20 protein-coding genes are annotated in these 21285 nt (G+C 69.8%); 11 read left to right on the forward strand and 9 right to left on the reverse strand.

Annotation, left to right across the window (positions count from 1 at the left end):
- Positions 1-27 precede the first annotated feature (27 nt).
- Positions 28-453, reverse strand: a complete 426-nt coding sequence (locus AB0B64_RS04800; protein ID WP_357946491.1) for a hypothetical protein — start codon at positions 451-453, stop codon at positions 28-30.
- Positions 454-621: 168 nt separating this feature from the next.
- Here AB0B64_RS04800 and AB0B64_RS04805 point away from each other — a divergent pair, with 168 nt between their 5' ends.
- Together AB0B64_RS04805 and AB0B64_RS04810 are read left to right on the forward strand one after the other, a co-directional pair.
- A complete protein-coding gene (locus AB0B64_RS04805; protein ID WP_357946489.1) occupies positions 622-3273 on the forward strand; it encodes a BTAD domain-containing putative transcriptional regulator in 2652 nt (883 codons plus the stop codon).
- Between the two features lie 93 nt (positions 3274-3366).
- Positions 3367-5325 (forward strand): protein kinase, encoded by a 1959-nt coding sequence (locus AB0B64_RS04810; protein WP_358174696.1) that lies wholly within the window; start codon positions 3367-3369, stop codon positions 5323-5325.
- A gap of 63 nt (positions 5326-5388) precedes the next feature.
- On the opposite strand, the gene AB0B64_RS04815 is transcribed toward AB0B64_RS04810, so the two are convergent.
- Positions 5389-6198: a TIGR03619 family F420-dependent LLM class oxidoreductase gene (locus tag AB0B64_RS04815; protein WP_357946483.1), complete on the reverse strand. Its 810-nt coding sequence runs from the start codon at positions 6196-6198 to the stop codon at positions 5389-5391.
- A 95-nt stretch (positions 6199-6293) separates the two neighbouring features.
- Here AB0B64_RS04815 and AB0B64_RS04820 point away from each other — a divergent pair, with 95 nt between their 5' ends.
- Together AB0B64_RS04820 and AB0B64_RS04825 are read left to right on the forward strand one after the other, a co-directional pair.
- On the forward strand, positions 6294-7541 hold the full coding sequence (locus AB0B64_RS04820) for an LLM class flavin-dependent oxidoreductase (protein WP_357946481.1): 1248 nt from the start codon (positions 6294-6296) through the stop codon (positions 7539-7541).
- Complete coding sequence (locus AB0B64_RS04825) at positions 7538-8407, forward strand: TIGR03619 family F420-dependent LLM class oxidoreductase (protein WP_357946479.1); 870 nt, start codon at positions 7538-7540, stop codon at positions 8405-8407. The genes AB0B64_RS04820 and AB0B64_RS04825 overlap by 4 nt, the downstream gene beginning before the upstream one ends.
- Positions 8408-8549: 142 nt before the next feature.
- Here AB0B64_RS04825 and AB0B64_RS04830 read toward each other — a convergent pair whose 3' ends face one another.
- On the reverse strand, positions 8550-9215 hold the full coding sequence (locus AB0B64_RS04830; RefSeq protein ID WP_358174699.1) for an NAD(P)-binding domain-containing protein: 666 nt from the start codon (positions 9213-9215) through the stop codon (positions 8550-8552).
- 91 nt (positions 9216-9306) lie between these two features.
- Between AB0B64_RS04830 and AB0B64_RS04835 the strand changes: the two genes are divergently transcribed.
- Entirely contained in the window at positions 9307-9672 is a 366-nt protein-coding gene (locus AB0B64_RS04835) for a helix-turn-helix domain-containing protein (RefSeq protein WP_358174702.1), read from the forward strand.
- A gap of 195 nt (positions 9673-9867) precedes the next feature.
- Here AB0B64_RS04835 and AB0B64_RS04840 read toward each other — a convergent pair whose 3' ends face one another.
- Positions 9868-10425, reverse strand: coding sequence for a TetR/AcrR family transcriptional regulator (locus AB0B64_RS04840; RefSeq protein ID WP_358174705.1), 558 nt, complete (start codon positions 10423-10425; stop codon positions 9868-9870).
- 164 nt (positions 10426-10589) lie between these two features.
- On the opposite strand from AB0B64_RS04840, the gene AB0B64_RS04845 reads away from it, so the two are divergent.
- The 3 genes from AB0B64_RS04845 (at position 10590) to AB0B64_RS04855 (ending at position 12377) form a co-directional block, all read left to right on the forward strand.
- The gene (locus AB0B64_RS04845; protein WP_358174708.1) at positions 10590-11120 is read left to right on the forward strand and encodes a hypothetical protein; all 531 of its coding nucleotides are present in this window, start codon (positions 10590-10592) and stop codon (positions 11118-11120) included.
- 70 nt (positions 11121-11190) lie between these two features.
- Complete coding sequence (locus AB0B64_RS04850; RefSeq protein ID WP_358174710.1) at positions 11191-12003, forward strand: HipA family kinase; 813 nt, start codon at positions 11191-11193, stop codon at positions 12001-12003.
- Positions 12000-12377, forward strand: a complete 378-nt coding sequence (locus tag AB0B64_RS04855) for a DUF3037 domain-containing protein (RefSeq protein WP_357946464.1) — start codon at positions 12000-12002, stop codon at positions 12375-12377. Before AB0B64_RS04850 ends, AB0B64_RS04855 begins: the two co-directional genes overlap by 4 nt.
- A gap of 158 nt (positions 12378-12535) precedes the next feature.
- On the opposite strand, the gene AB0B64_RS04860 is transcribed toward AB0B64_RS04855, so the two are convergent.
- Positions 12536-13045, reverse strand: coding sequence for a MarR family winged helix-turn-helix transcriptional regulator (locus AB0B64_RS04860; protein ID WP_358174713.1), 510 nt, complete (start codon positions 13043-13045; stop codon positions 12536-12538).
- A gap of 96 nt (positions 13046-13141) precedes the next feature.
- Here AB0B64_RS04860 and AB0B64_RS04865 point away from each other — a divergent pair, with 96 nt between their 5' ends.
- Both AB0B64_RS04865 and AB0B64_RS04870 read left to right on the forward strand, forming a co-directional pair.
- On the forward strand, positions 13142-13813 hold the full coding sequence (locus AB0B64_RS04865; RefSeq protein WP_358174716.1) for an NAD(P)H-dependent oxidoreductase: 672 nt from the start codon (positions 13142-13144) through the stop codon (positions 13811-13813).
- Between the two features lie 19 nt (positions 13814-13832).
- Entirely contained in the window at positions 13833-14621 is a 789-nt protein-coding gene (locus AB0B64_RS04870; protein ID WP_357946456.1) for an SDR family oxidoreductase, read from the forward strand.
- 249 nt (positions 14622-14870) lie between these two features.
- On the opposite strand, the gene AB0B64_RS04875 is transcribed toward AB0B64_RS04870, so the two are convergent.
- The 4 genes from AB0B64_RS04875 to dxr all read right to left on the reverse strand — a co-directional run bounded on the left by AB0B64_RS04875 (position 14871) and on the right by dxr (position 20079).
- Entirely contained in the window at positions 14871-15713 is an 843-nt protein-coding gene (locus AB0B64_RS04875; protein WP_357948106.1) for a GNAT family N-acetyltransferase, read from the reverse strand.
- 36 nt (positions 15714-15749) lie between these two features.
- Entirely contained in the window at positions 15750-17378 is a 1629-nt protein-coding gene (locus tag AB0B64_RS04880; protein ID WP_358174719.1) for an alpha/beta hydrolase, read from the reverse strand.
- A gap of 276 nt (positions 17379-17654) precedes the next feature.
- A complete protein-coding gene (gene ispG / locus AB0B64_RS04885; protein WP_357946451.1) occupies positions 17655-18806 on the reverse strand; it encodes a flavodoxin-dependent (E)-4-hydroxy-3-methylbut-2-enyl-diphosphate synthase in 1152 nt (383 codons plus the stop codon).
- 79 nt (positions 18807-18885) lie between these two features.
- Positions 18886-20079 (reverse strand): 1-deoxy-D-xylulose-5-phosphate reductoisomerase, encoded by a 1194-nt coding sequence (gene dxr, locus AB0B64_RS04890; RefSeq protein WP_358174722.1) that lies wholly within the window; start codon positions 20077-20079, stop codon positions 18886-18888.
- 196 nt (positions 20080-20275) lie between these two features.
- On the opposite strand from dxr, the gene AB0B64_RS04895 reads away from it, so the two are divergent.
- A complete protein-coding gene (locus AB0B64_RS04895; protein ID WP_357946447.1) occupies positions 20276-21256 on the forward strand; it encodes a trypsin-like peptidase domain-containing protein in 981 nt (326 codons plus the stop codon).
- Positions 21257-21285: the final 29 nt, after the last annotated feature.

Here is a 21285-nt window from a genome sequence, read left to right on the forward strand (position 1 = left end):
AATGCCGCCTGACCGTGACACAGCCGGTCAAGAATGTCGTGAGAGCGTGCCTGAATAGGTAATGTCCGTGTCACCCTGACGTGTCATCTTGATGACCACCTGGTCGGGCTCCGGCGTCGGGAACACCCGCAGCGTCCCCGGAACACACCCTTCGCCCTTGACCCGATCGAGCGTGAACACGAGCCGGCCCCTGATCGGACTCAACCGCCCCGAACAACGCAGCCCCACACCCCATCGCAGGGCCGAGCCATCGTCCGCCAGCTCCATCGCCACCGGGAAGACCGGCCCCGTCCCGGCCGTCCCCGCGCGGACTGACGCCGTGCCGGCCGACCCGGTCCACTCTCCCACCAGCCCTGGGCTCTGCGCCCCCCGCAGCCAGAGCACGAACCCGGCCACCCCCATGACCAGCCCGGCACCGGCCACGGCCACCTGCCACACCCGTGCCCGCCGCATCGCCTCGACCTTGTTTGGGAGCCCCTGAGATTACGGCAGTCTCCGATCAACTGCCACCGGCTGAAGCCGGTGGTTCGCCCGACGAATCCCGGGCGCGAGGTGCGGTGGAGCTGTGGGATCGTGGAGGCTTTGACGCCACGTCCTGTCCGCCGTACCCGGGGATTTGTCATGGAATTTCGGATTATGGGGGCATTGTCGGTACGCGACGGCGCCGAGGATCGCACCCCTACTGCTCCGAAGCACCGTGACCTGCTGGCGATGTTCGTGCTCAACGCCCGCCGCCCGCTCACCGTCGAGCGACTGCGAAAGCTGCTGTGGCCGCTGGAGGAGGGCGACCGGTCAGACTCGCTGATCCGCGGCTACATCGGCCAGCTCCGGCAGCTGATCGGCAAGGACGTCATCACCACCGTGTCCGGCACATACACGCTGGCCATCAACGACGATCAGCTCGACGTCGGTCGCTTCCGCCGGCTCATACAGGAGGGGCTGGCCGGGCGTGACTACCGGAAGCTGCGAGAGGCGCTGGGCCTGTGGCGCGGGCCGGTTCTGGCGGACGTGGATCCTGACGCGAGGCGCTGGGCCGAGACCGGGCGGCTGCGCGAGGAGCTCGAAGAGCTTCGCCTGCTCGCCCTGGAGCGCCGGATCGAGCTCGACCTGGACGCGGGCCGGCACCGCGAGCTGCTGTCCGAGGTGCGGAGGCTGGTCGCGCAGCACCCGCTCTGGCAGGGTTTCCGCGGCCAGTTCATGCTGGCGCTCTATCGCAGCGGGCGGCGCGTGGAGGCGCTGGCCGCGTACACGGCGCTGCGCGACGAGCTCGACAGCGGGCACGCCATCGAGCCCGACGCCGAGCTGCAGCTGCTCTATCACCGCATGCTGCACGACGACGTCATGCTGCACGTCTCCGCGGGCCCGCCGGTGCTGTTGCCGCGGGACGTCGCCCACTTCACCGGCCGCGCCAACCTGCTCGACCAGGTGTTCTCCGGCCTGGTGGTCGTGCACGGCCCGGCCGGGGTGGGCAAGTCGGCGCTCGCCGTACGCGCCGCCTGGCGGCACAGAGAGCGCTTCCCCGACGGGATCCTGTACGCGGACCTGCGCGAGTCCACCCGGCCCGGCGCGATCCTGGAGGACTTCCTGCGCTGGCTCGGCTGCCCGGCCCAGGCGGTACCGGCATCGGAGGGCCAGCGGCAGCGGCTGCTGCGCACGTACACCGCCAACCGCCGCATGCTCGTCGTGCTGGACGACGCCGCCGACGAGTCCCAGGTACGGCCGCTGCTCACCTCATGCCCCACCGTGATCACCAGCCGGTCGGCGCTCGGCGGGCTGACCGGCGCCGTACGGCTACCGCTGGGCATCCTGGACGACGACGAGGCCCGTGAGCTGCTCGTCAAGCTCATCGGCGAGGAACGGGCGGACGACGGCGGGGTGCGGGAGCTGATGCGGTTCTGCGGCGGGCTGCCCATCGCGCTGCGCATCGCCGGCTCCCGCCTGGCCACCAGACCAGGCTGGACTCCTGGCTACCTCGCGGGCCTGCTGGAGGACGAGTGCGAGCGACTGGACCGCCTTCACTCGGGCGACCAGACGGTCCGCAGCGTGTACGCGGTCGGCTACGAGGGTCTGCCCACGCCGGCGCGCCGCATGCTGCGGCTGCTGGGCGCGCTGTCGGCCCCCGACGTCGGCGACTGGGCCGCCCAGGTCTTCGGCGACCAGGCCGACACGCTCGTGGACGCCGGCCTTCTGGAGGCGCACACCGTGGACGTGGCGGGCCAGGTCCGCTACCGCATGCACGACCTTACCCGGCTCTACGCCCGCGAGCGGCTGGTGGAGGAGGAGGGCGTGCATGCGGTACGGGACGCGCTCGCGCGGCTCCAGGCCGTGGTGATCGCCCGGGCGCAGGCGTCCCGGTTCCCGCTGGTCTCCGGTGAGCCGACCATGCGCAGCTTCGTGACCAGGGACATCAAGGAATCGGTCGAGTGGCTCGTCGCCGAGCGCGCGTTCCTCGTCGCCCTGGTCGAGGACCTGTACGGGGCCGGGCTCGACGAGGGCGCATGGCGGCTCGCGCATCTGCTGGGCCCGTTCTTGGAACGGCGGCGCTTCCTGGACGACTGGCGACCGGTCACCGAGACCGGCCTCGCGGCGGCGCGGCGCACGGGTGACGCTCGCGCCGAGGCCCTGCTCTTGCGCGACCAGGGCGACCTGTGCCGGGCCGAGGGCCGGTGGCCAGAGGCGCTGGATCTGCTCACCCAGGCGCTCGGGGCGTTCACGAGCCTCGGTACGTCCAGCGGCAAGGAGGCCGCGCAGATCCGGCGCAGGATCGGCCAGGTGTACCTGGAACAGGGCCGTCTGGACGAGGCAGAACGCCAGCTGACCTCCTCTCTGCACGCCTTCAGCGGTGGGAGGGCCGGCGCCGAGGCGCAGCAGGCGCTTGGCGCGGTGCTGCGGCGGGCCGATCGCCCCGACGAGGCAGCCGACCGGCTCGCCGCCGCCGCGGGCTTCTTCGATGCTCTGGGCGACCGGCACCGGCACGCCGATACCCTGCTGGAGCTGGCCGCGGCACGGCTGGCGCAGCGGCGGGTGCCCGACGCCAGGGACTGCGCGCAGCGGGCCAGGTCCATCGCCGTACGGCTCGGCGACCGGCTGCTGGACGCGCACGCGCTGCTGGCGCTGGCCCGGGTCAACCGGGCTGAGGGCGACCGCGACGCGGCGCGCAAGCTGGCCGAGGACGCGTTCAAGATCTTCGACGGCATCGCCGACGAAGCCGGCAGGGCGACCGCGCTGGACCTACTCGCCGCCCTGGTGCGAAGAACTGGTGTGACGCCCTGATGTGACGGCTTGCTCCGGCGGCTCAACACCGCCTCAACATCACCCGCACCAGACGTCTCACACTTGGTCGAGCGGATCAGTACCGTATGGAGCATGCTTGCCCCTCTGGCCCCTGAGGATCCTCCACGTCTGGGTGATTTCGAGCTGCTGGGCCGGCTCGGTGAGGGCGGCCAGGGGATCGTCTACCTGGCCCGCGATCCAGTTGGGCAGCGGGTGGCGGTGAAGGTGCTGATCAGGGCCGACGCCGAGGCCCGCGCCCGTCTGGCCCGCGAGCTGGCCGCGGTGGAGAGCGTGGCGCCTTTCTGCACCGCACGCGTGCTCACGGCCGTGCCGGACGGGCCGCGGCCGTACGTGGTGAGCGAGTTCGTGGACGGGCCGACGCTGGCGGAACGGGTGCACGAGCACGGCCCCCTGCACGGCGGCGAGCTGGAACGGCTGGCCGTCGGCACCACGACGGCCCTGGCCGCCATCCACGCGGCCGACGTCGTGCACCGCGACTTCAAACCGAGCAACGTGCTGCTCGGCCCGGACGGTCCCCGGGTGGTCGACTTCGGCATCGCCCGAGCGGACGGTGTCACGACCATGACCAGCGGACTCATCGGTACCCCTGCCTACCTCGCGCCCGAACAACTGAGCGGCGCCCCCGCCGCACCCGCCTCGGACGTCTTCGCCTGGGCAGGCACCATGGTCTTCGCCGCCACCGGCACCTCCCCGTTCGCCGCCGCGAGCATCGCGGACGTGCTGAACCGCATCGTCACCCACGAACCGGATCTGTCAGCGGTCCCGCCGCCGTTGCGCGACTCGATCGCCGCCGCCTTGGAGAAGGACCCTTCGCACCGGCCGGCGGCGGGCGAGCTGCTGTCCCACCTGATCGACCCGGTCTCCGGTGGCCGCGGCCGGTCGATCGTGGAGCTCACCAGCCTGGGCAGCCGCCTCGCCGCCGAACCGGCCGACGATCGGGGAACGTCGGCCGCGACCGGCGGTCGGGATCTTGCCGGGGCGGCCGGTCGTGGGGGCACCGCGGAACCCACCGGTCGTGGGGGCACCACGGGACCGGCTGGCCGTGAGGGCACCGCGGGACCGACCGGGGAGCCGGCGGCCCCGCCCTCCTCGCGGGCTCCGGTGCTCATGGGGTGGACCACTGGGCGGGGCCGCCGTGCCGCGCTCGCCGTGGCGGCGGCGCTTGTCGTGGTCGTGGTGGGGGCGCTCGCCTGGTTGCGGCCGGTCGGCGGGACGGGGTCTCAGGCGTCTTCAGGTACCGGTGAGCCGCGCTCCTCGGCCGCCTCACATCCCGACGCTTCCGCCCCCACCTCCGCCGAGCCCTCATCGGCCGCACCGTCGGGCTCACGGGAGGTCTCGCCCAGCGGGTCGGCGAGTCCGGGTGTGTCGGCGGTCCCGGGCGGGGGGCTGCGGGTGTCCGACACGTTCGGGCGCACGGTCAGCACCGGATTCGGTACGACGGACGACGGGGAGCGTCACTGGTCGGTCGGCGTTCCGGCGAGCGGCTACTCGGTGGACGGCAAGAAGGGCCGGATCACGATGCCCCCCGGAGCCGGCTCCAGCGCGTACCTGGACGGAGTGAAGGAGACCAGAACCGACCTCGGCTTCACCTTCGCCTGCGACAAGCCCCCCACCGGCGGCGGGATCTACGTGTCCGCCGTGGGACGCAGGATCCCGACAGTCGGGGGGTACCGGGCGCACGTGAGCCTGCGGCCCACCGGCAAGGTCCTGTTCCAGCTGATCCGCTCCGAGGCGGGCCGCAGTGAGATCGACCTCGCACAGCCGCTGCGGGTCCCCGGGCTGACCGCGGGCGCGGGCATCGCGATGCGGGTACGCGTCCAGGTCACCGGCACGTCGCCGACCACGATCCGCGGCAAGGTCTGGGCCATCGGCGCGCCCGAGCCGGACTGGCTGCTCTCCGTCACGGACGCGACCTCCGGGCTCCAGGTCCCGGGTGGGGCCGGCGTCCTGACCTACTTGTCCCGTACGGCCACCGACACCCCCGTCATGGTGACCGTGGACGACCTCTCCCTGACCGCAACCCCGGGGTGACGTGCCTGGTGACCTCCTGGCGCTTCCTCCCGCCCCTGAAGGATCGGGTTTCCGCGCCGCGATTCAGATGAGCCGGGCGTACTGGTCGAGCAGCGGCAGGATCTCGTCGGCCGATCCGCTGGGCAGGCTGGCCACCGACTCCTCGATGCCCAGTTCGGCGTAGTAGTCGAGCTTCTCCCTGGTCGGCAACGTCCCGAAGGGGATGACCTTGGCCATCGGCCGCCCGGCCTTGTCGCAGGCTTCGCGCAGGGCGGGCAGCGCGGCCTTGATCCCCTTGCCGCCGATCGGGATCCAGCCGTCGGCCCACTCGGCGACGTGCGCGAACAGCTTCGGGCCCGCCGCGCCGCCGATGTAGACGGGCGGCTCGGAGATCGGCTTGGGCCACGACCACGACGGCTCGAACCCCTCGAACTCGGCCACCTCGTCCCGCCACAGCTTCCGCATCGCCAGGACGTTGGCCCGCGCGACCTCGCGCCGCTGGTCGTACGGCACGCCGTGGTTCTCGATCTCCTCCACGTTCCAGCCGAAGCCGACGCCGACCACCACGCGCCCGCCGGAGAGCTGGTCGAGGGTGGCGATCGCCTTGGCGGTCACGATGGGGTCGCGCTGGGCGGCGAGCAGGATGCCGGTGCCGACGACCAGCCGCTCGGTGACGGCGGCGGCGAACGACAGCGCGACGAGCGGGTCCAGCACCCGCTTGTACTCGTCGGGCAGTTCGTCCATCCCCATCGGGTGCGGTGTGCGCCGCGAGATGGGGATATGGGTGTGCTCCGGTACGTAGAGCGAGTGGAACCCGCGTTCCTCGGCAGCCTTGGCCAGATCCACGACCGGCATGCCCAGATCCGTGGTGAACATGGTGACACCAAGCCGCATACGTCTCTCCTTGACGTCAACCAAGCGATTGCTCGGCTAAGATTTCTAGAGTAGCTTGCCGGTCAGAGAAGCGCCCCGCGGAAAGAGGTCTCCCGGTGAAGTTTTCCATCTTCCTGAATCCCCAGATTCCGGGCTCCGGATACGCGGCCGAGGAGAACGCCAAGGCCAAGCGGCCCATCGGACGTGACACGGAGTCGTACCAGAAGCTGCTGCACGAGGTACGGGAGATAGCCGTCCACGCTGACCAGATCGGCTTCGACGCGCTGATGATGACCGAGCACCACTTCCACTCGGAAGGCATGGAGTTCTCGGTCAACCCCCTGATGTTCCTCACCGACCTCGCGGCCAGGACCGAACGCATCCTGCTCGCCCCGCTCGGCATGGTGCTGCCGGCCTGGGACCCCATCCGGGCGGCGGAGGACGTGGCGCTGCTCGACCAGTTCTGCAAGGGACGGCTCCGGCTGGGCGTGGCCAGGGGCTACCAGAACCGGTGGATGAACGTACTGGGCCAGCGCTGGCACGCGGCGGCCGCCCGCTCCGACGGCTCGGCCTCCGACACGCGGAACTTCGACGTCTTCGGCGAGGTGCTGAAGATCATGAAGATGGCGTGGACCCAGGAGACAATCCGCTACAAGTCCGACGTACTTGACTACGAGGTGCCCTATCCGTTCGACGGCATCGAGGGCTGGCCCGCCTTGGAGTGGACCAAGACGTTCGGCGCCCCGGGTGAGATCTCGGACGACGACAAGGTGCAGGCCGTCTCGGTCTGCCCGCGGCCGTACCAGAACCCGCATCCCGAGCTGTGGCAGCCGTTCACGATCTCCGACCGCTCGGTCATCAGGGCCGCGCAGGAGAACATCCTGCCGTGGATGTTCACCCCGAACCCCGACGACCACGCCGCCAAGGCCAAGCTCTACCAGGAGGAGTCCGCCCGGCAGGGCCGTGACTACAAGCTGGGCGAGCACACCGGCATCCTCAAGATCGTCGGTATCGCGGACACGACCGAGGAGGCGATCAACACCTTCGGCCGGAGCATCCCCAAGGACTTCGCCGCCTTCTTCGGCCCGTTCGGCTACCTGGAGGTGCTGCGGAAGAAGGAGGACGAGAAGCACAAGCCCATCTCCCCCGAGAAGGGCGACGCCAAGCGCATGAACGACGTCGAGATGGCGCTGTTCGGCACCCCCGACGACGTCAAGCGCGGCATCCAGCGGATGCTCGACCGGATGCCCGACCTGGAATGGTTCGGCCTCTACATGCAGGGACAGCAGGGCGTGCTGCCGCTCGACACGGTCAAGCGGAACCTGGAGATGTTCGCCACCAAGGTCATTCCGGAGTTCCAGTGAGATTCTGGCTGGGAGCCTCGTTCGCGGACACCGACCAGTTCCTGGAGCTGGCCAGGACGGCTGAAAGGTGTGGATTCGACACGCTCACCCTGTCGGACCACCTCTTCTACGCCGACTTCGCGACACCGTACCCCTATTCCAAGTCCGGCCGGCCGCGCTGGACCGCCGAGACACACTGGCCGGACGTGTGGGTGACGATCGGCGCGATGTCCGCGGTGACCACCACGCTGCGCTTCGCCCCCAACGTCTACATCGCCCCGGCGCGCGACCTGTTCACCGTGGCCAAGCAGGTGTCCACGGCGGCGGTGCTGTCACGGGACCGCGTCACGTTCGGGGTGGGCGTCGGGTGGTGCGCGGAGGAGTTCGCCGCCACCGGCCAGGACTTCCACACGCGTGGACGGCGGCTCAACGAGATGATCCCGGTGCTCCGGGACCTCTGGACCGGCGGTACCGTCACGATCGACGGCCTGCCCGAGCTGTCCATCTCACCTACCCCCGCCGAGCCGATCCCGGTCATGGTGGGCGGCGACAGCGAGGCGGCGCTGCGCCGGGCGGCCAAGCTGGGCGACGGCTGGATCGGCAACCGCATCTACACGGAGGAGCAGCTCGACACCGTGCTCGACTCCTTACGACGGTTGCTGGACGAGAACGGCAGGACCGGGCCGTTCGAGATCATCGCCCCGCTGGCGGTGCTGCCGGACGCCGACACGTACCGGCACTTCGCCGCCAAGGGCGTCACCGGGACGATGGCCGCCCCGTGGTGGCTGGCCACCCCTGAGGAGAAGCAGCGGTACGGCGAGGGCACCCTGGAGCTCAAGATCGCCACCATGGAACGCTTCGCGGAGGAGGTCATCGCGAAGATGTGACCCCTGCCGCGGCCGGCTGTCTGTGAACGCAAGGCCCGGCCTGCTGGAGATCTCCGAAACGGGTGAGTCGCGGTGGGGGCATCAGGGGTGAACGAGAGGGCCGCGAAGTCGAGGTCACGACCCTCTCCGGTGGTCTGCCGGCTTAGCCGACCGTCGTCTGTGCTGCTCGAAGGAGTGCCGGATCCACATCGGGAACGGCGAGCCTCGGGTTGTGACCCGCCGCGACGACCCTCATGACGAATCCGGCGGCCTCCTCCAACTGCCGGGCGCAGTTGAGTCCACCGACCACCGCGGGCCGGGCACCAAGATCTTGGATAAGCGCCGCAGCGCGATCGAGAGCACCCGAGTCGTCGCCGCAGATCGCCACGACCGGTGCTGACTCCTGCGGACCCACGTACGGCCACGAGGCTCCCGCGAACAGGTGGAGCGCTTTCACCACGTGCGTCCCGGGAGCGGTGTGCGCCACGAGCGCCGCTGCCGAGCCGGATGTCGGCTTCAGCTCACAGGTTGTGTAGTCGACGGGGTTGGTGCAGTCGATTACGGCCTTGCCGGCCAGTGACCCCTCGGGGGCGCCGACGAGAGATAGCGCCGCCTCCAGCCCTTCCCATGGGACCGCAACCACGAGCGCGTCGACCCGGGTTGCGAGGTCCGTGGGATCGACAGCCTTCGCCGGAGGACCGATCTGGTCGGCGGCCGCCTTGGCGTGCAGGGAGTTGCGCCCTGTCACCAGCAGCGAGTGACCGGCCGGAGCCCAGGCCCGGCCAAGCGTCACGGCCAGGTTTCCGGTCCCCAAGATTCCTATGTTCACAGCGATCTCCTCTGTCTCGAAGCTGTGCTCTTGGGACGCTACGAATGGAGCTCCTACCATTTGGTAGGAGAACGAGGCGATACTGGGTTTCGTGCTCAAGGGGTCCTGCCAGACATTCATCTCCGACTGCCAGGTGCGCGCGGCGGCCGAACTTATCAGCCACGCTTGGGATCCTGTCGTGCTCTCGGCGCTGCGCCTGGGGCCAACGCGACGCAAGGACCTGCTCACGAGGATCGCGGGAGTCAGCGACAAGGTGCTGACTCAGGCGCTAGATCGTCTCCTGGCACGCGGGCTCGTCGTGAGAGGCAGCAGCGCCGATCAAGCGTCGATGCACACAGGCGCGGTCTACCGGCTCTCCACGCTGGGGGAATCATTCACCAATGGGCCCCTCGCGCACCTCGCACAGTGGGCCGCCGACAACCAAGACGATCTCGTCGGCCGATCACCAACGTCATGACCATGGCGGCTTCCACCTGGTCGCATCCGCCCTGGGAACAGCCACAGGGTCGGCCGGGAGCAGTCCGCTCACTATTTTGCGACGCTGGCGGTCAAGCCGGGCTGACCCAGCCGTGGGTCGGCCGAGATGGCCGTGTCTCCGAATGGCCAAGTGGAGCGCTGTGCCGGCCCGACCCCCACTAACTTCGCTGGGCCGTCATGAGGGGGCGGCCGGGGGCAGGCCCAGCTCGGCCATGGCCAGGTCGACCAGGGACCCCGGCACCTCGTCGACCGCCCCGATGCGCACGAGGGCGGCCAGCCCGAGGTAACCGCTGTAAGCCGCCAGCACCCGCCTGCGCGCCTCCTCCTCCGGCTGGCCGAGCTCCCGCAGTACGTCCTGCATGAAGTCCAGGCGGCGTCGGCTCACCCGCCGCACCACCTCGCCGACCAGCGGATCGTCCACCTCGCTGATCAGCCGGAACGAGATCGCCGCGTTCTCCGCGTCACCGAAGGCCAGGTCCAGCAGGGTCCGCATGCGCGCCACGGGCTCGTCGAGCGACTCCAGCCGGGCGATGACCCGCTCGGTCCCGGCCTCCCAGTGCGCCAGGGCGGCCTCGACCAGTGCCCGGCGGTTGGCGAAGTGCCAGTAGAAGCTGCCCTTCGAGACGCCGAGCCGTACCGCGACGGGCTCCACCGCGACAGCGCCCAGGCCACCCTCCGCGAGCGCCGCCAGCGCGGCCCTCGCCCAGTCGTCGGGCCCCAACCGCTCCGCCACCGCACGTTTCCCTCGCTCAGCCACCCCACACCTCCCCTCGCTCGACCGCACCCCGCCGACGGACACCGTCCCGCTCCGACAGCCTGCCATACGGCGGCGTATAGTCACCTCCATACGCAACCGTATGGAGGCCGCGAGCAGGCCCCGTGCACGAGGAGCCCCCCATGCCGACGCTGGTAGACGACTTCATCCCCCGCCCGGACGCGGCGGAACTGCACTCGATCGTGATCAACGCCTCCCGTGACCGCGTCTGGCAGGCACTCATCCACCTGGACTCGCGGGACATCCGCCTGGCCAAGCCGTTGTTCGCCATCCGGCGCCTGTTCTCCCGCTCCTCCGGTGACCGGCCGAAGCAGGAAGCGCCCCCCTTCACGCTGCTGGCCGTGGACCCGATGCGGGAGATCGTCCTGGGAACGATCGGGCAGTGGTGGCGTCTGGGCCGCGCCGAGCACGCCCCGGCGATCGGCGACGAGGACGACTTTCGCGCCTTCGACCGGCCCGGTTACGCCAAAGGGACGTTCAGCTTTCTGCTGGACGACGCGGGGCCGGGGCGCATCCGCCTGGTCACCGAGACCAGGGTGCTCGCCACCAGCCCCGACGCCCGCCGCGCATTCCTCCGCTACTGGATCGTCATCCGCCTCGGCAGCGGCCTGATCCGCCGCATCATCCTGTTCGCCATCCGGGCCCGCTCCTGATCCGCCGCACCATCCGGCGCGTGTGACGGCGGGAGGCGGAAGTGCTCTGATCGGGCGATAGCCTCGTGTCGTGCTGGATAAGATCGCGGCGACCCGTTACGTGACGCCGTTGCGCGAGGGCGGATCGTTGCCGGGCGTGGTCGAGGCGGATGATCTCGGCACCTACGTGGTGAAGTTCCGGGGAGCGGGCCAGGGCCGCCGCGTGCTCGTGGCGGAGATCATCTCGGGCGAGCTGGCCAGGCGGCTCGGACTCCGTACTCCCGAGATCAAGCTGATCGACCTCGACCCGCAGATCGCCATCCGGGAGCCCGACGAGGAGGTGCAGGACCTGCTCAAGGCGAGCACCGGCCTCAACCTGGCGATCGACTTCCTGCCCGGCTCCCTCGGGTTCGAGCCGCTGACGTGGACGCCCGACCGGATGTTCGCCTCGCGGGTGGTCTGGTTCGACGGCCTGATCCACAACGTCGACCGCAGCTGGCGCAACCCCAACCTGCTCGTCTGGCACCGCGACATCTGGCTGATCGACCATGGCGCTGCGCTCTGGTTCCACCACAACTGGCGGACCGCCGACCCGCGACGGCCGTTCGACGTGGGAGACCATGTGCTGGCGCCGTTCGCGACTCACCTTGAGGCCGCAGCGGCCGAGCTGTCCGCGAAGATCACTCCCGAGCTCCTGGAAACCGTCACCGCGCTGGTGCCCGACGAATGGCTCGACGACGAACCCGGCTTCGACTCGGCGCAGGCCGTCCGCGACGCCTATGTCGACCACCTGCTCCAGCGCGCGCGGGCACCGTACGAGTGGCTGAGACCGCCCGCCACCCCGGTCGGCGAACCCACGGGCCCGGCCTCCGTCGGCGAGTTCTGGCGGGGAGGCGACCGATGAGCAGGGACGTCTACGAGTACGCGGTGATCCGCGTGATGCCGCGCGTCGAGCGCGGCGAGCTGATCAACGCGGGCGTGCTGCTCTACTGCCAGCCGCGCTCCTACCTCTGCGCGCGGGTCGATCTCGACGCGACCCGGCTGCGCGCCCTCGACCCGGCGGTGGACATCGACGGTGTACGACAGGCGCTCAGTGCCTACGAGCTGGCCTGCGGGGAGGAGGCCGGACCGCTGGCCAAGGAGTCGCTCGGCGGCAGGTTCCGCTGGCTGACGGCACCGCGCAGCACGATCGTGCAGACCGGGCCGGTCCACGCCGGTCTCACCGCCGACCCGGACACCGAGCTGGCCAGACTCTTCGACAAACTGGTTCGGCCCTGACCCCAGACGGCTCTGACCCCAGACGGCTCTGACCCCAGACGGCCCTGACCCCAGACAGCCCTGACCCCAGACGGCCGCACCAGCAAGGTACACCGGACCGATATCCGTGCCTCACCGGCTTTCGGGAGTGCGGCGTCGAGAATGGGCTCCGGCCACGGTCAGGCTGGGTCGGGGGCGCAGGCGGTTTCGTGTGGCCGTCCGTCCTCGACCCTCGCGATGGGCTCGCCGACGAGATGTTGTAGCGCGCTCTGCAGAGAGTTCCGCGTCGAGGGGGCGAGGTCGGCCAAGAGCCGGTCCTCGATCGCCTCTATGTCGGCGCGGGCGGCTTTGAGGGCGTGGCTGCCTTCGGTGGTGACCTCGATGATGCGGGCCCTGCGGTCGGCGGGGTCCGGTCGGCGGCGCACCAGGCCAGCGCTTTCCAGTTCGTCGAGGATGAGGACCAGCTTGCTCTTGTCGACCGATACGGCCTGGGCGAGAGCGAGCTGGGAGCTGGCAGGGGCTTCAACGATGGCCATCAAGACCGTGTAGCCCCACAGGGTCATGCCGTGCTCACGTACGGCCGCGCTCTCGGCTGTGGCCAGACCCTGCTTGAGCCGCGCGAACAGCCAGTGCAGGTCCTGGTGCAACCAGCTGCCGGGCGAGCCTTCCGGGGCGGGAGCGTTGGCCATGCCCAGCATGATACCAAACTCATATGTTCTTGACTTGCAACTATCTTGCTCTATATTGATTGCGATTCCAGACCATCTTGAATGTGAGGCAATCTTGTGACGCATCTCCTGCATCTGGACGCCAGCGGACGCAGCGACTCGTTCTCGCGCAGGCTCGGCAGGACCTTCGTGACCGGCTGGCGGGCCACCCATCCCGACGGCATCTACACCTACCGCGACCTCGTGGCGGACCCGGTGCCACCCATCGACGAGAACCGGGTCCACCTCGCCACCCAGTCATCCGTGAACGGGGTACGCGACATCGAGGCCATGGACAAGGTGGCCGCGACCGCCCCCGAACTGGCCAGGAGCTGGGCGGCCACCCGTCCGCTGGTGGAACAGCTCCTCGCGGCCGACGTCCTGCTCCTGGGCGTGCCGATGTACAACTTCACGGTGCCCGCCGCGCTCAAGGCGTGGATCGACCGCGTGACCCTGCCCTGGCTGCCGCTCAAGGGCAAGTCGGCCGTGGTGCTGAGCGCGCGCGGCGGGAGCTACGGCCCGGGCATGCCCCGCGAGCAGTTCGACTTCCAGGAGCCCTACCTGCGCGCCTACTTCTCCGTGCTCGGGCTGGACGACGTGGAGTTCGTCCATGCCGAGCTCACGCATGCCACGGTCATGCCCTTCCTCGCCCAGTTCCGCGACCAGCACGAGGCCTCCCATGCCGCGGCGCTCGACGCGGTGCACGCCCTGGCGACCCGAGCCCGCGCCGAGATCCCGTCCGCAACCTGACTCGAGAGGAAATCGCATCATGAACACAGATCTCAACGGCCGCGTGGTCCTGATCACCGGCGCGTCGACCGGCATCGGAGCCGCGACCGCCCGCGCCTTCGGGCGCGAAGGCGCCCGGGTGGCGATCACCTACCGCAACAACCCCGACAGCGCCGAGAAGGTGGCCGCTGACGTGGAGTCCTCCGGCGGGCAGGCGCACGTCGTCCGACTCGACCTCGAAGACCTGCCCACCATCGACCAAGCTGTCGCGAGCGTCATAGAGCGCTGGGGAGGTATCGACGTCCTCATCGCCAATGCCGTGCGCTGGGGCGGCGACGGCCCGCCCGACCCCAGCCTCCGCTTCGAGGACGTCCCGCTGCAGGAGTGGGACGCGATGATCGGCGCCAACCTGATCGGAACCGCGGCCACGGTCCGCGCGGTCCTGTCCAGCATGCGCGCCAAGGGCTGGGGCCGTATCGTGCTGATCTCCTCGAGCGTCGCCGAGGAGGGCCTGCCCGGCCCGGGCCCCTACGGCACCGCCAAATCGGGCCTGTACGGGCTCGCCCGTAGCCTGGCCTGGAACGGCGGCCCGGACGGGATCCTGGTCAACGTCGTGGCACCGGGCTTCACCCTGACCGACAGCCGCCCCGACATCCCGGCTTTCGTCACCGACGCCCTCGCCGCCGCCACCCCCACCCGCAGGCTCTCCCACTCCGACGACGTGGCCAACCTCATCGTCTTCCTGGGCTCGGGAGCCAACGGCAACCTCACCGGCGAGGTGATCCGGGACGGCTCCGCCGCCGCACGCGCACCGCACATCGGCGGATAGCAGCCCCAACCCGCACCACACGAACGTGCTCCCCGCCCGGCCGGGCGGGCGGGGACTACCAGACGGCGGGGCGAGCTGGTTGGCCACATGCGCGCCGAGGTCACGGCGGACCAGGTGCGGGCACAGGTCGAGCCCGCCGCCGAGTCCCGCGGCGGCAAGGGCGAACGCGCCATTGCACTGACCGAGTCACCGTCACCCGCGGTCACACCTTGACCAGCGACTCCCAGATCCCCATCACCAAGATCATGGCTAGAACAGGACAGACATGAACGTGTCGACCTCGTGGAAGCCCACCTTCCGGTAGACCGCCCGGGCCGAGTGGTTGAAGTCGTTGACGTACAGCGAGACCACAGGGGCGAAGCAGTCCAGGGCGGCGTCCACGACCGCGGCCATCCCGGCCACCGCGTGTCCCTGGCCGCGCAACGCGGGGTCGACCCACACCCCTTGGATCTGGCAGGCATGGGGAGTGACCGCGCCGACCTCGGCCTTGAACACCACGCGGCCGTCGTCGATGCGCGCGTAGGACCTGCCGATGCGGATCAGCTCGGCAACCCTGGTCCGGTAGAGGGCGCCGCCGTCGCCGAGGTTGGGCGAGACACCCACTTCCTCGGTGAACATCGAGACGCAGGCCGGCAGCAGGGTCTCGAACTGGTCCGGGCGGACCCGCCGGACCAGCGGGTCGGCGGGCACGGGCGACCTGCGCGAGGTGGCCATGACCGGCTGTGCCCAGCGGATCGTGCGGGCCCGGCCCCAGTACGGCTCCAGGCGCTCCCACAGCAGCGAGACCGCGTCGGCGGGACCCACGATGGACGAGCAGCGGCGGCCCTGCTTGCGGGCGCGGTCGGCGAAGGCGTGCACGGCTTCGGGACCGGCGTTGACCGGCACCATGTTTGCCCCCGCGTAGCAGAGCGAGACAAGCCCGCCGCGCGGCCCGAACCCCCACATCTGCCCGCCCAGCCGCGCCGGATTGAGTCCGACGGTCCGCACCCGGGAGGAGACGAAGACGTTGGCGACCGGATCGAAGTCGAGCAAGGCAAGGGCTTCGTCCCGGTCGCTGTCATCGAGCACACGCGACGCCGATGTACGCAGCATCACATGGTCAGACTACGCGAACGACCACCGAATAGCTCATCTGGTGAGGAGCTCGGTGCGCCTTTCGTGACCAAGAGGACTAACGGCCGCCATATGGGCCGTGGGCTTGGGCGCCGGCAGTTTGTCACAGTTGGCGGTGTGCCGCGGCACCGTGCCGTCGACCAGGTACGCGATCAGGTGGCGGTCCACACACTGGTTCCCCGACAGCGAAGACCCGTGGTTGCCGCCCGCGTCGACGACCATGCGGGCGCTCGGGAACAGTTTGCGCATGTTCAGGGCGCCTTGGTACGGAGTCGCGGCGTCGTCCTTCGACTGGATCATCAGGATCGGAGGCAGCCGCTTGGACGCGTTGATCTTGACCGGAGTGCCGCCCGGCACGGACCAGAACGCGCACGGGGCGTTGTACCAGGCGTTGGACCAGGTGAGGAACGGCGCCTGCCGGTACACCCGGGTCATGTCCGTCCGCCACTTGTCCCAGGACCTGGGCCACTGGGCGTCGCGGCACTGCACGCTCAGGTAGATGGCGTAGCCGTTCTCCTCGTCGGCGTCCGGCTTGCCGTACTTGTTGTAGACGTCGACCAGGGCCTTCCCGTCGCCCTGCCGCACGTACCTGGACCAGGCGGCGGCCAGGTCGGGCCAGATCCGGTCGCTGTAGCCGGCCACGGTGAACGTGTCGTCGAGCTCGCTCGGGCCGACCACCCCGGCGGCCGGGCGGTCGTGCAGCCTGGAGCGCATCGCGTACCAGGCGAACGAGGTCTGGGTCAGCGAGCCGCCGAGCTTGTAGACGGCGTTGTTCTTGGCGGTCCAGGCCAGGAAGGCGCGGTGCCTGCGCTCGAAGGCGCGGTCCTGGGCCAGGTTGGCCTTGTACCAGACGCCGTCCGGGTCGACCGTGCTGTCCAGGACGAGGTGCTTGACCCGGTCGGGGAAGAGCGTGGCGTAGACGGCGCCGATGTAGGTGCCGTAGGAATAGCCGAGGAAGCTGATCTGCGACTCGCCGAGGGCCGCGCGGATGCTGTCCATGTCGCGGGCGGTGTTCTCAGTGGTGAGGTGGGGCAGCAGCCAGGCGTACAGGTCGCCGCATCGGCTGGCGTATTCGCTGGCCCTGCCGAGCAGCACCTTCTCGTCTGCCTCATCGCGCGGCACCGCGTCGGGCCTGGGCGGGGCGTAGTAGACGGCGGGGTCGACGCAGTGCATGGCGGGCTCGCTGTTGCCCACGCCGCGCGGGTCGAAGCCGATGATGTCGTAACGGTCGGCGGCCTTCTGCGAGAGCGTCGCCGACACGTACTCGGCCAGCGACCGGCCCGAGGCGCCCGGCCCGCCGGGGTTGACCAGCAGCGGGCCCAGATAGTCGCCGCCGTCGCGCGACACTTTGGCCTTGATCCGGTTGAGCGCCAGCGTGATCGACTGCCCTGTCGGCTCGTTGTAGTCGAGCGGCACCCGCACGGAGGCGCACTCGACCCCGCTCACCCGAGGCGCGGACCGTCTGATGACCGTCCCAGAATCGGCCTCGTCCGTCTCCGTCTTCGATGATGACGACGCCACTGGACAGGCCCCCCAGTCCAGTCCCGAACTCACGGCGCGCCCGGCGGCCACGGCGCTGCTCGCTCCCCCGACCACCGGCACCAGCATCGCCATCCCGACGATCACTCTTACGACCCGCTTCACACGGCCTCCCATTCGATTGGCAGACCGATGGTCTCTGAGTAACCGAGTCATGACGCTGGGTATGGAAGAACGCTTACCATTCTGTAATCGCCCAATTGCCCGCCGTAATCCACTCCCGGGCGGCCGGGGTGCCCGGTTTGCCCCGCCACTGGCCAAGAGTGCGCACGTCACGGCGGCGCGCCACCTTCACCGGAGGAGCGTGCCCCTGGACAGAGCTCAGCCCGGTCGGCGTCTGGGGCCGACCGGGCTGAGCCGTAAAAAAATATGAGTTTTAAATCAGCCGACGACAACCTCAGGCTCGCCGTCGAGCGCGATGCCCATCGAGTCGGCGATGCGCAGGGCCTCGTCGATCAGGGTCTCGACGATCTGCGACTCCGGGACCGTCTTGACGACCTCGCCCTTGACGAAGATCTGCCCCTTGCCGTTGCCCGAGGCCACGCCCAGGTCGGCCTCGCGGGCCTCCCCCGGCCCGTTGACGACACAGCCCATCACGGCCACCCGCAGCGGCACCTTCAGCCCCTCGAGCCCCGCCTGCACCTGCTCCGCCAGCGTGTAGACGTCGACCTGCGCCCGCCCGCACGACGGGCACGAGACGATCTCCAGCCCGCGCTCCCGCAGCCCGAGCGACTCCAGGATCTGCGTGCCGACCTTGACCTCCTCGACCGGCGGCGCCGACAGCGAGACGCGGATGGTGTCGCCGATGCCCTCCGCCAGCAGCGCGCCGAACGCGACCGCCGACTTGATGGTGCCCTGGAAGGCCGGACCGGCCTCGGTCACGCCCAGGTGCAGCGGGTAGTCGCACTGGGCGGCCAGCAGCCGGTACGCGTTGATCATGACGACGGGGTCGTTGTGCTTGACCGAGATCTTGATGTCGCGGAACCCGTGCTCCTCGAACAGCGAGCACTCCCACAGCGCCGACTCGGTCAGCGCCTCCGGGGTCGCCTTGCCGTACTTCTGCAGCAACCGGGGGTCGAGCGAGCCGGCGTTGACGCCGATGCGGATCGGCACGCCGTGATCGGCCGCCGCCCGCGCGATCTCGCCCACCTTGTCATCAAATTTCTTGATGTTGCCGGGGTTGACGCGTACCGCCGCGCAGCCCGCCTCGATGGCCGCGAACACGTACTTCGGCTGGAAGTGAATGTCGGCGATGACCGGGATCTGCGACTTGCGGGCGATGACGGGCAGCGCGTCGGCGTCGTCCTGCGACGGCACGGCCACCCGCACGATCTGGCACCCCGAGGCGGTCAGCTCGGCGATCTGCTGCAAGGTGGCGTTGATGTCGGCGGTCACCGTGGTGGTCATCGACTGCACGGAGACCGGCGCGTCGCCACCGACCGGGACGCCGCCGACCATGATCTGGCGGGAGTGCCGGCGTTGGGCGAGCGGCTTGGGACGGACCGTGGGGATGCCGAGTGCTACAGAAGACATTTCAACCCTTGAGTTTCGGTAACGGTATCCAGTGTAGGTAGCCCGTGGGACTGCCGGGCTGTGAGCTCCGTCCCAGGTCTCATCCGCCGGCCGCGCCCCGTACGAGCTCGCTCGCGCGGGTGCGAGCCCAGGCGTCGGCGGCGAGCACCTCCTCGACCGAGTCCGCGGGGGTCACCCGGTGCTCTTCGACGACCTTGGCGACCGTGTCGACGATAGCCGGGAACCGCAGGCCGCCGCCGATGAACGCCTCCAGGCACGCCTCGTTGGCCGCGTTGTAGACGGCGGGCGCGGTGCCGCCCTCGGTGCCGACGTGCCTGGCCAGCGCGACGGCGGGGAAGGCATCGTCGTCGAGCGGCTCGAAGGTCCACTCCTGGGCCCGGGTCCAGTCGATGGGGGCCGCGGCGCCCGCGATCCGCTCGGGGTGGCCGAGCGCGAGCGCGATGGGCAGCCGCATGTCGGGCGGGCTGGCCTGGGCGATGGTGGAGCCGTCGATGTACTCGACCATGGAGTGGATGATCGACTGAGGGTGCACCACGACCTCGATCCGGTCGAAGCCGATGTCGAACAGCAGGTGCGCCTCAATGACCTCCAGCCCCTTGTTGACCAGGGTGGCCGAGTTGATGGTGATCATGGGACCCATGGACCAGGTGGGGTGCGCGAGGGCCATTTCAGGCGTGACGTCGAACAGGTCGGTGCGCTTGCGCCCCCTGAACGGCCCGCCGCTCGCGGTGATGACCAGCCGCTTGACCGCCTCGGGCCGGTGACCGTCGGGACCACTGGCCCACAGGCACTGCTGGACGGCCGAGTGCTCGGAGTCGACGGGCAGGATCTGCCCCGGCGCGGCCAGCCGCTTGACCAGCGGCCCGCCGATGATCAGTGACTCCTTGTTGGCCAGGGCGAGTGTCCGGCCCGCCTTCAGCGCGACCAACGTGGAGGTCAGGCCGAGCGCGCCGGTGATGCCGTTGAGCACCGTGTCGCACGGCCACGCCGCCGCCTCCGCGACCCCTTCGGGGCCGGCGAGCACCACCGGGCTCGCGCCGCGCGCCGCGAGCGCCTCCTTCAGCGCCGGTACGGCGTCGGCATCGGCCACGGCCACCACCTCGGCGCCGTGCTCGGCCGCCTGCTCGGCCAGCAGCTCGACCTTCCCGCCACCGGCCGCGAGCCCGGCGACCCTGAACCTGCCCGGATCGGTGCCGATGACATCTAGTGCCTGGGTGCCGACCGAGCCGGTGGAGCCGAGGACGACGACGGAGCGGAGGGTGTCTGCGTGCACCCGTCCATTGTCCCCGCTGCCGGAAGCGACCCGGCACGCGGCTCCCCCGTCCCTGAATATGGCAACGCCTGTGACTCCAGATATTCCAGTACATTAACGCCCAAATATCCCCATATCCGTATGCGCAAATCCCGAGAAATCGGGATATTGGGGCCGCTACCTTCCAACCTCAGATCCGGGATTTGGGAGGTACGTAATGCACCGCAGAGTCGCTCTGCTTTCCATCCTCGCCCTCACCGCCGGGGGCGCCCTGCTCCCGGCCGGGCTCGCGCAGGCCCAGTCGGGACCCAAGCCCGCCCAGAAGGCGGCCGCCGACTCCACCTCCGAGCAGCAGACCGTCCTGCGGTACTGGACCCCGCAGAAGATGGAGGCGGCCCAGCCGCTCGACGCGCCCGCGCCCAAGAAGCAGGCCAAACTGGCCATGAGCACCCCCGGCGAGCCCACCACGATCCCGCCCACCAGCGCGCCGGGCAATGCCGCACAGGCCGCCAACAGCGGCGGCTCCGCCTGGACCCGCGGCGGCGCGATCACGAAGACGACCGGCCGAGTCTTCTTCACCTACCAGGGACGCAACGCCTCCTGCTCCGGCTCGGCCGTGACCAGCGCCAACAAGAGCGTGGTGCTCACCGCGGGCCACTGCGTCAAGATGGGCGGCGCCTTCCACACCAACTGGGTGTTCGTCCCCGGATACGACAACGGCAGCCGCCCGAACGGCACCTGGGCGGCCACCAAGCTGCTGACCACCCCGCAGTGGAACGCCGGCGAGGACATCGACTTCGATGTCGCCGCCGCCGTGGTGGCGCCGCTGCAGGGCAAGGCGCTGACCGACGTCGTGGGCGGCCAGGGCGTGGCGTTCAACCAGGCGCGGCGCCAGCAGATGTACGCCTTCGGCTACCCGGCGGCGGCCCCGTACGACGGCTCGAAGCTGACCTACTGCAGCGGCCGCGCGTTCGACGATTTCCTGATGTCCAAGGATCAGGGTTTGACCTGCGACATGACTGGTGGTTCGAGCGGCGGTCCATGGTTCCAGAATTTCAATGAAACGACCGGCCTCGGCACGCAAAACTCCGTCAACAGCTTCAAATACAACTTCGCCGCTAAATGGATGTTCGGCCCTTATTTCGGGTCAGAGGCCCAAGCCGTCTACCAAGCCGCCCAGAGCACCAACGCCCTCTGAAGCCGTTCACCGAAAGTAGTCACAAGAAC

Source organism: Nonomuraea sp. NPDC049129 (genome assembly GCF_040648495.1).
Classification (GTDB): Bacteria; Actinomycetota; Actinomycetes; order Streptosporangiales; family Streptosporangiaceae; genus Nonomuraea.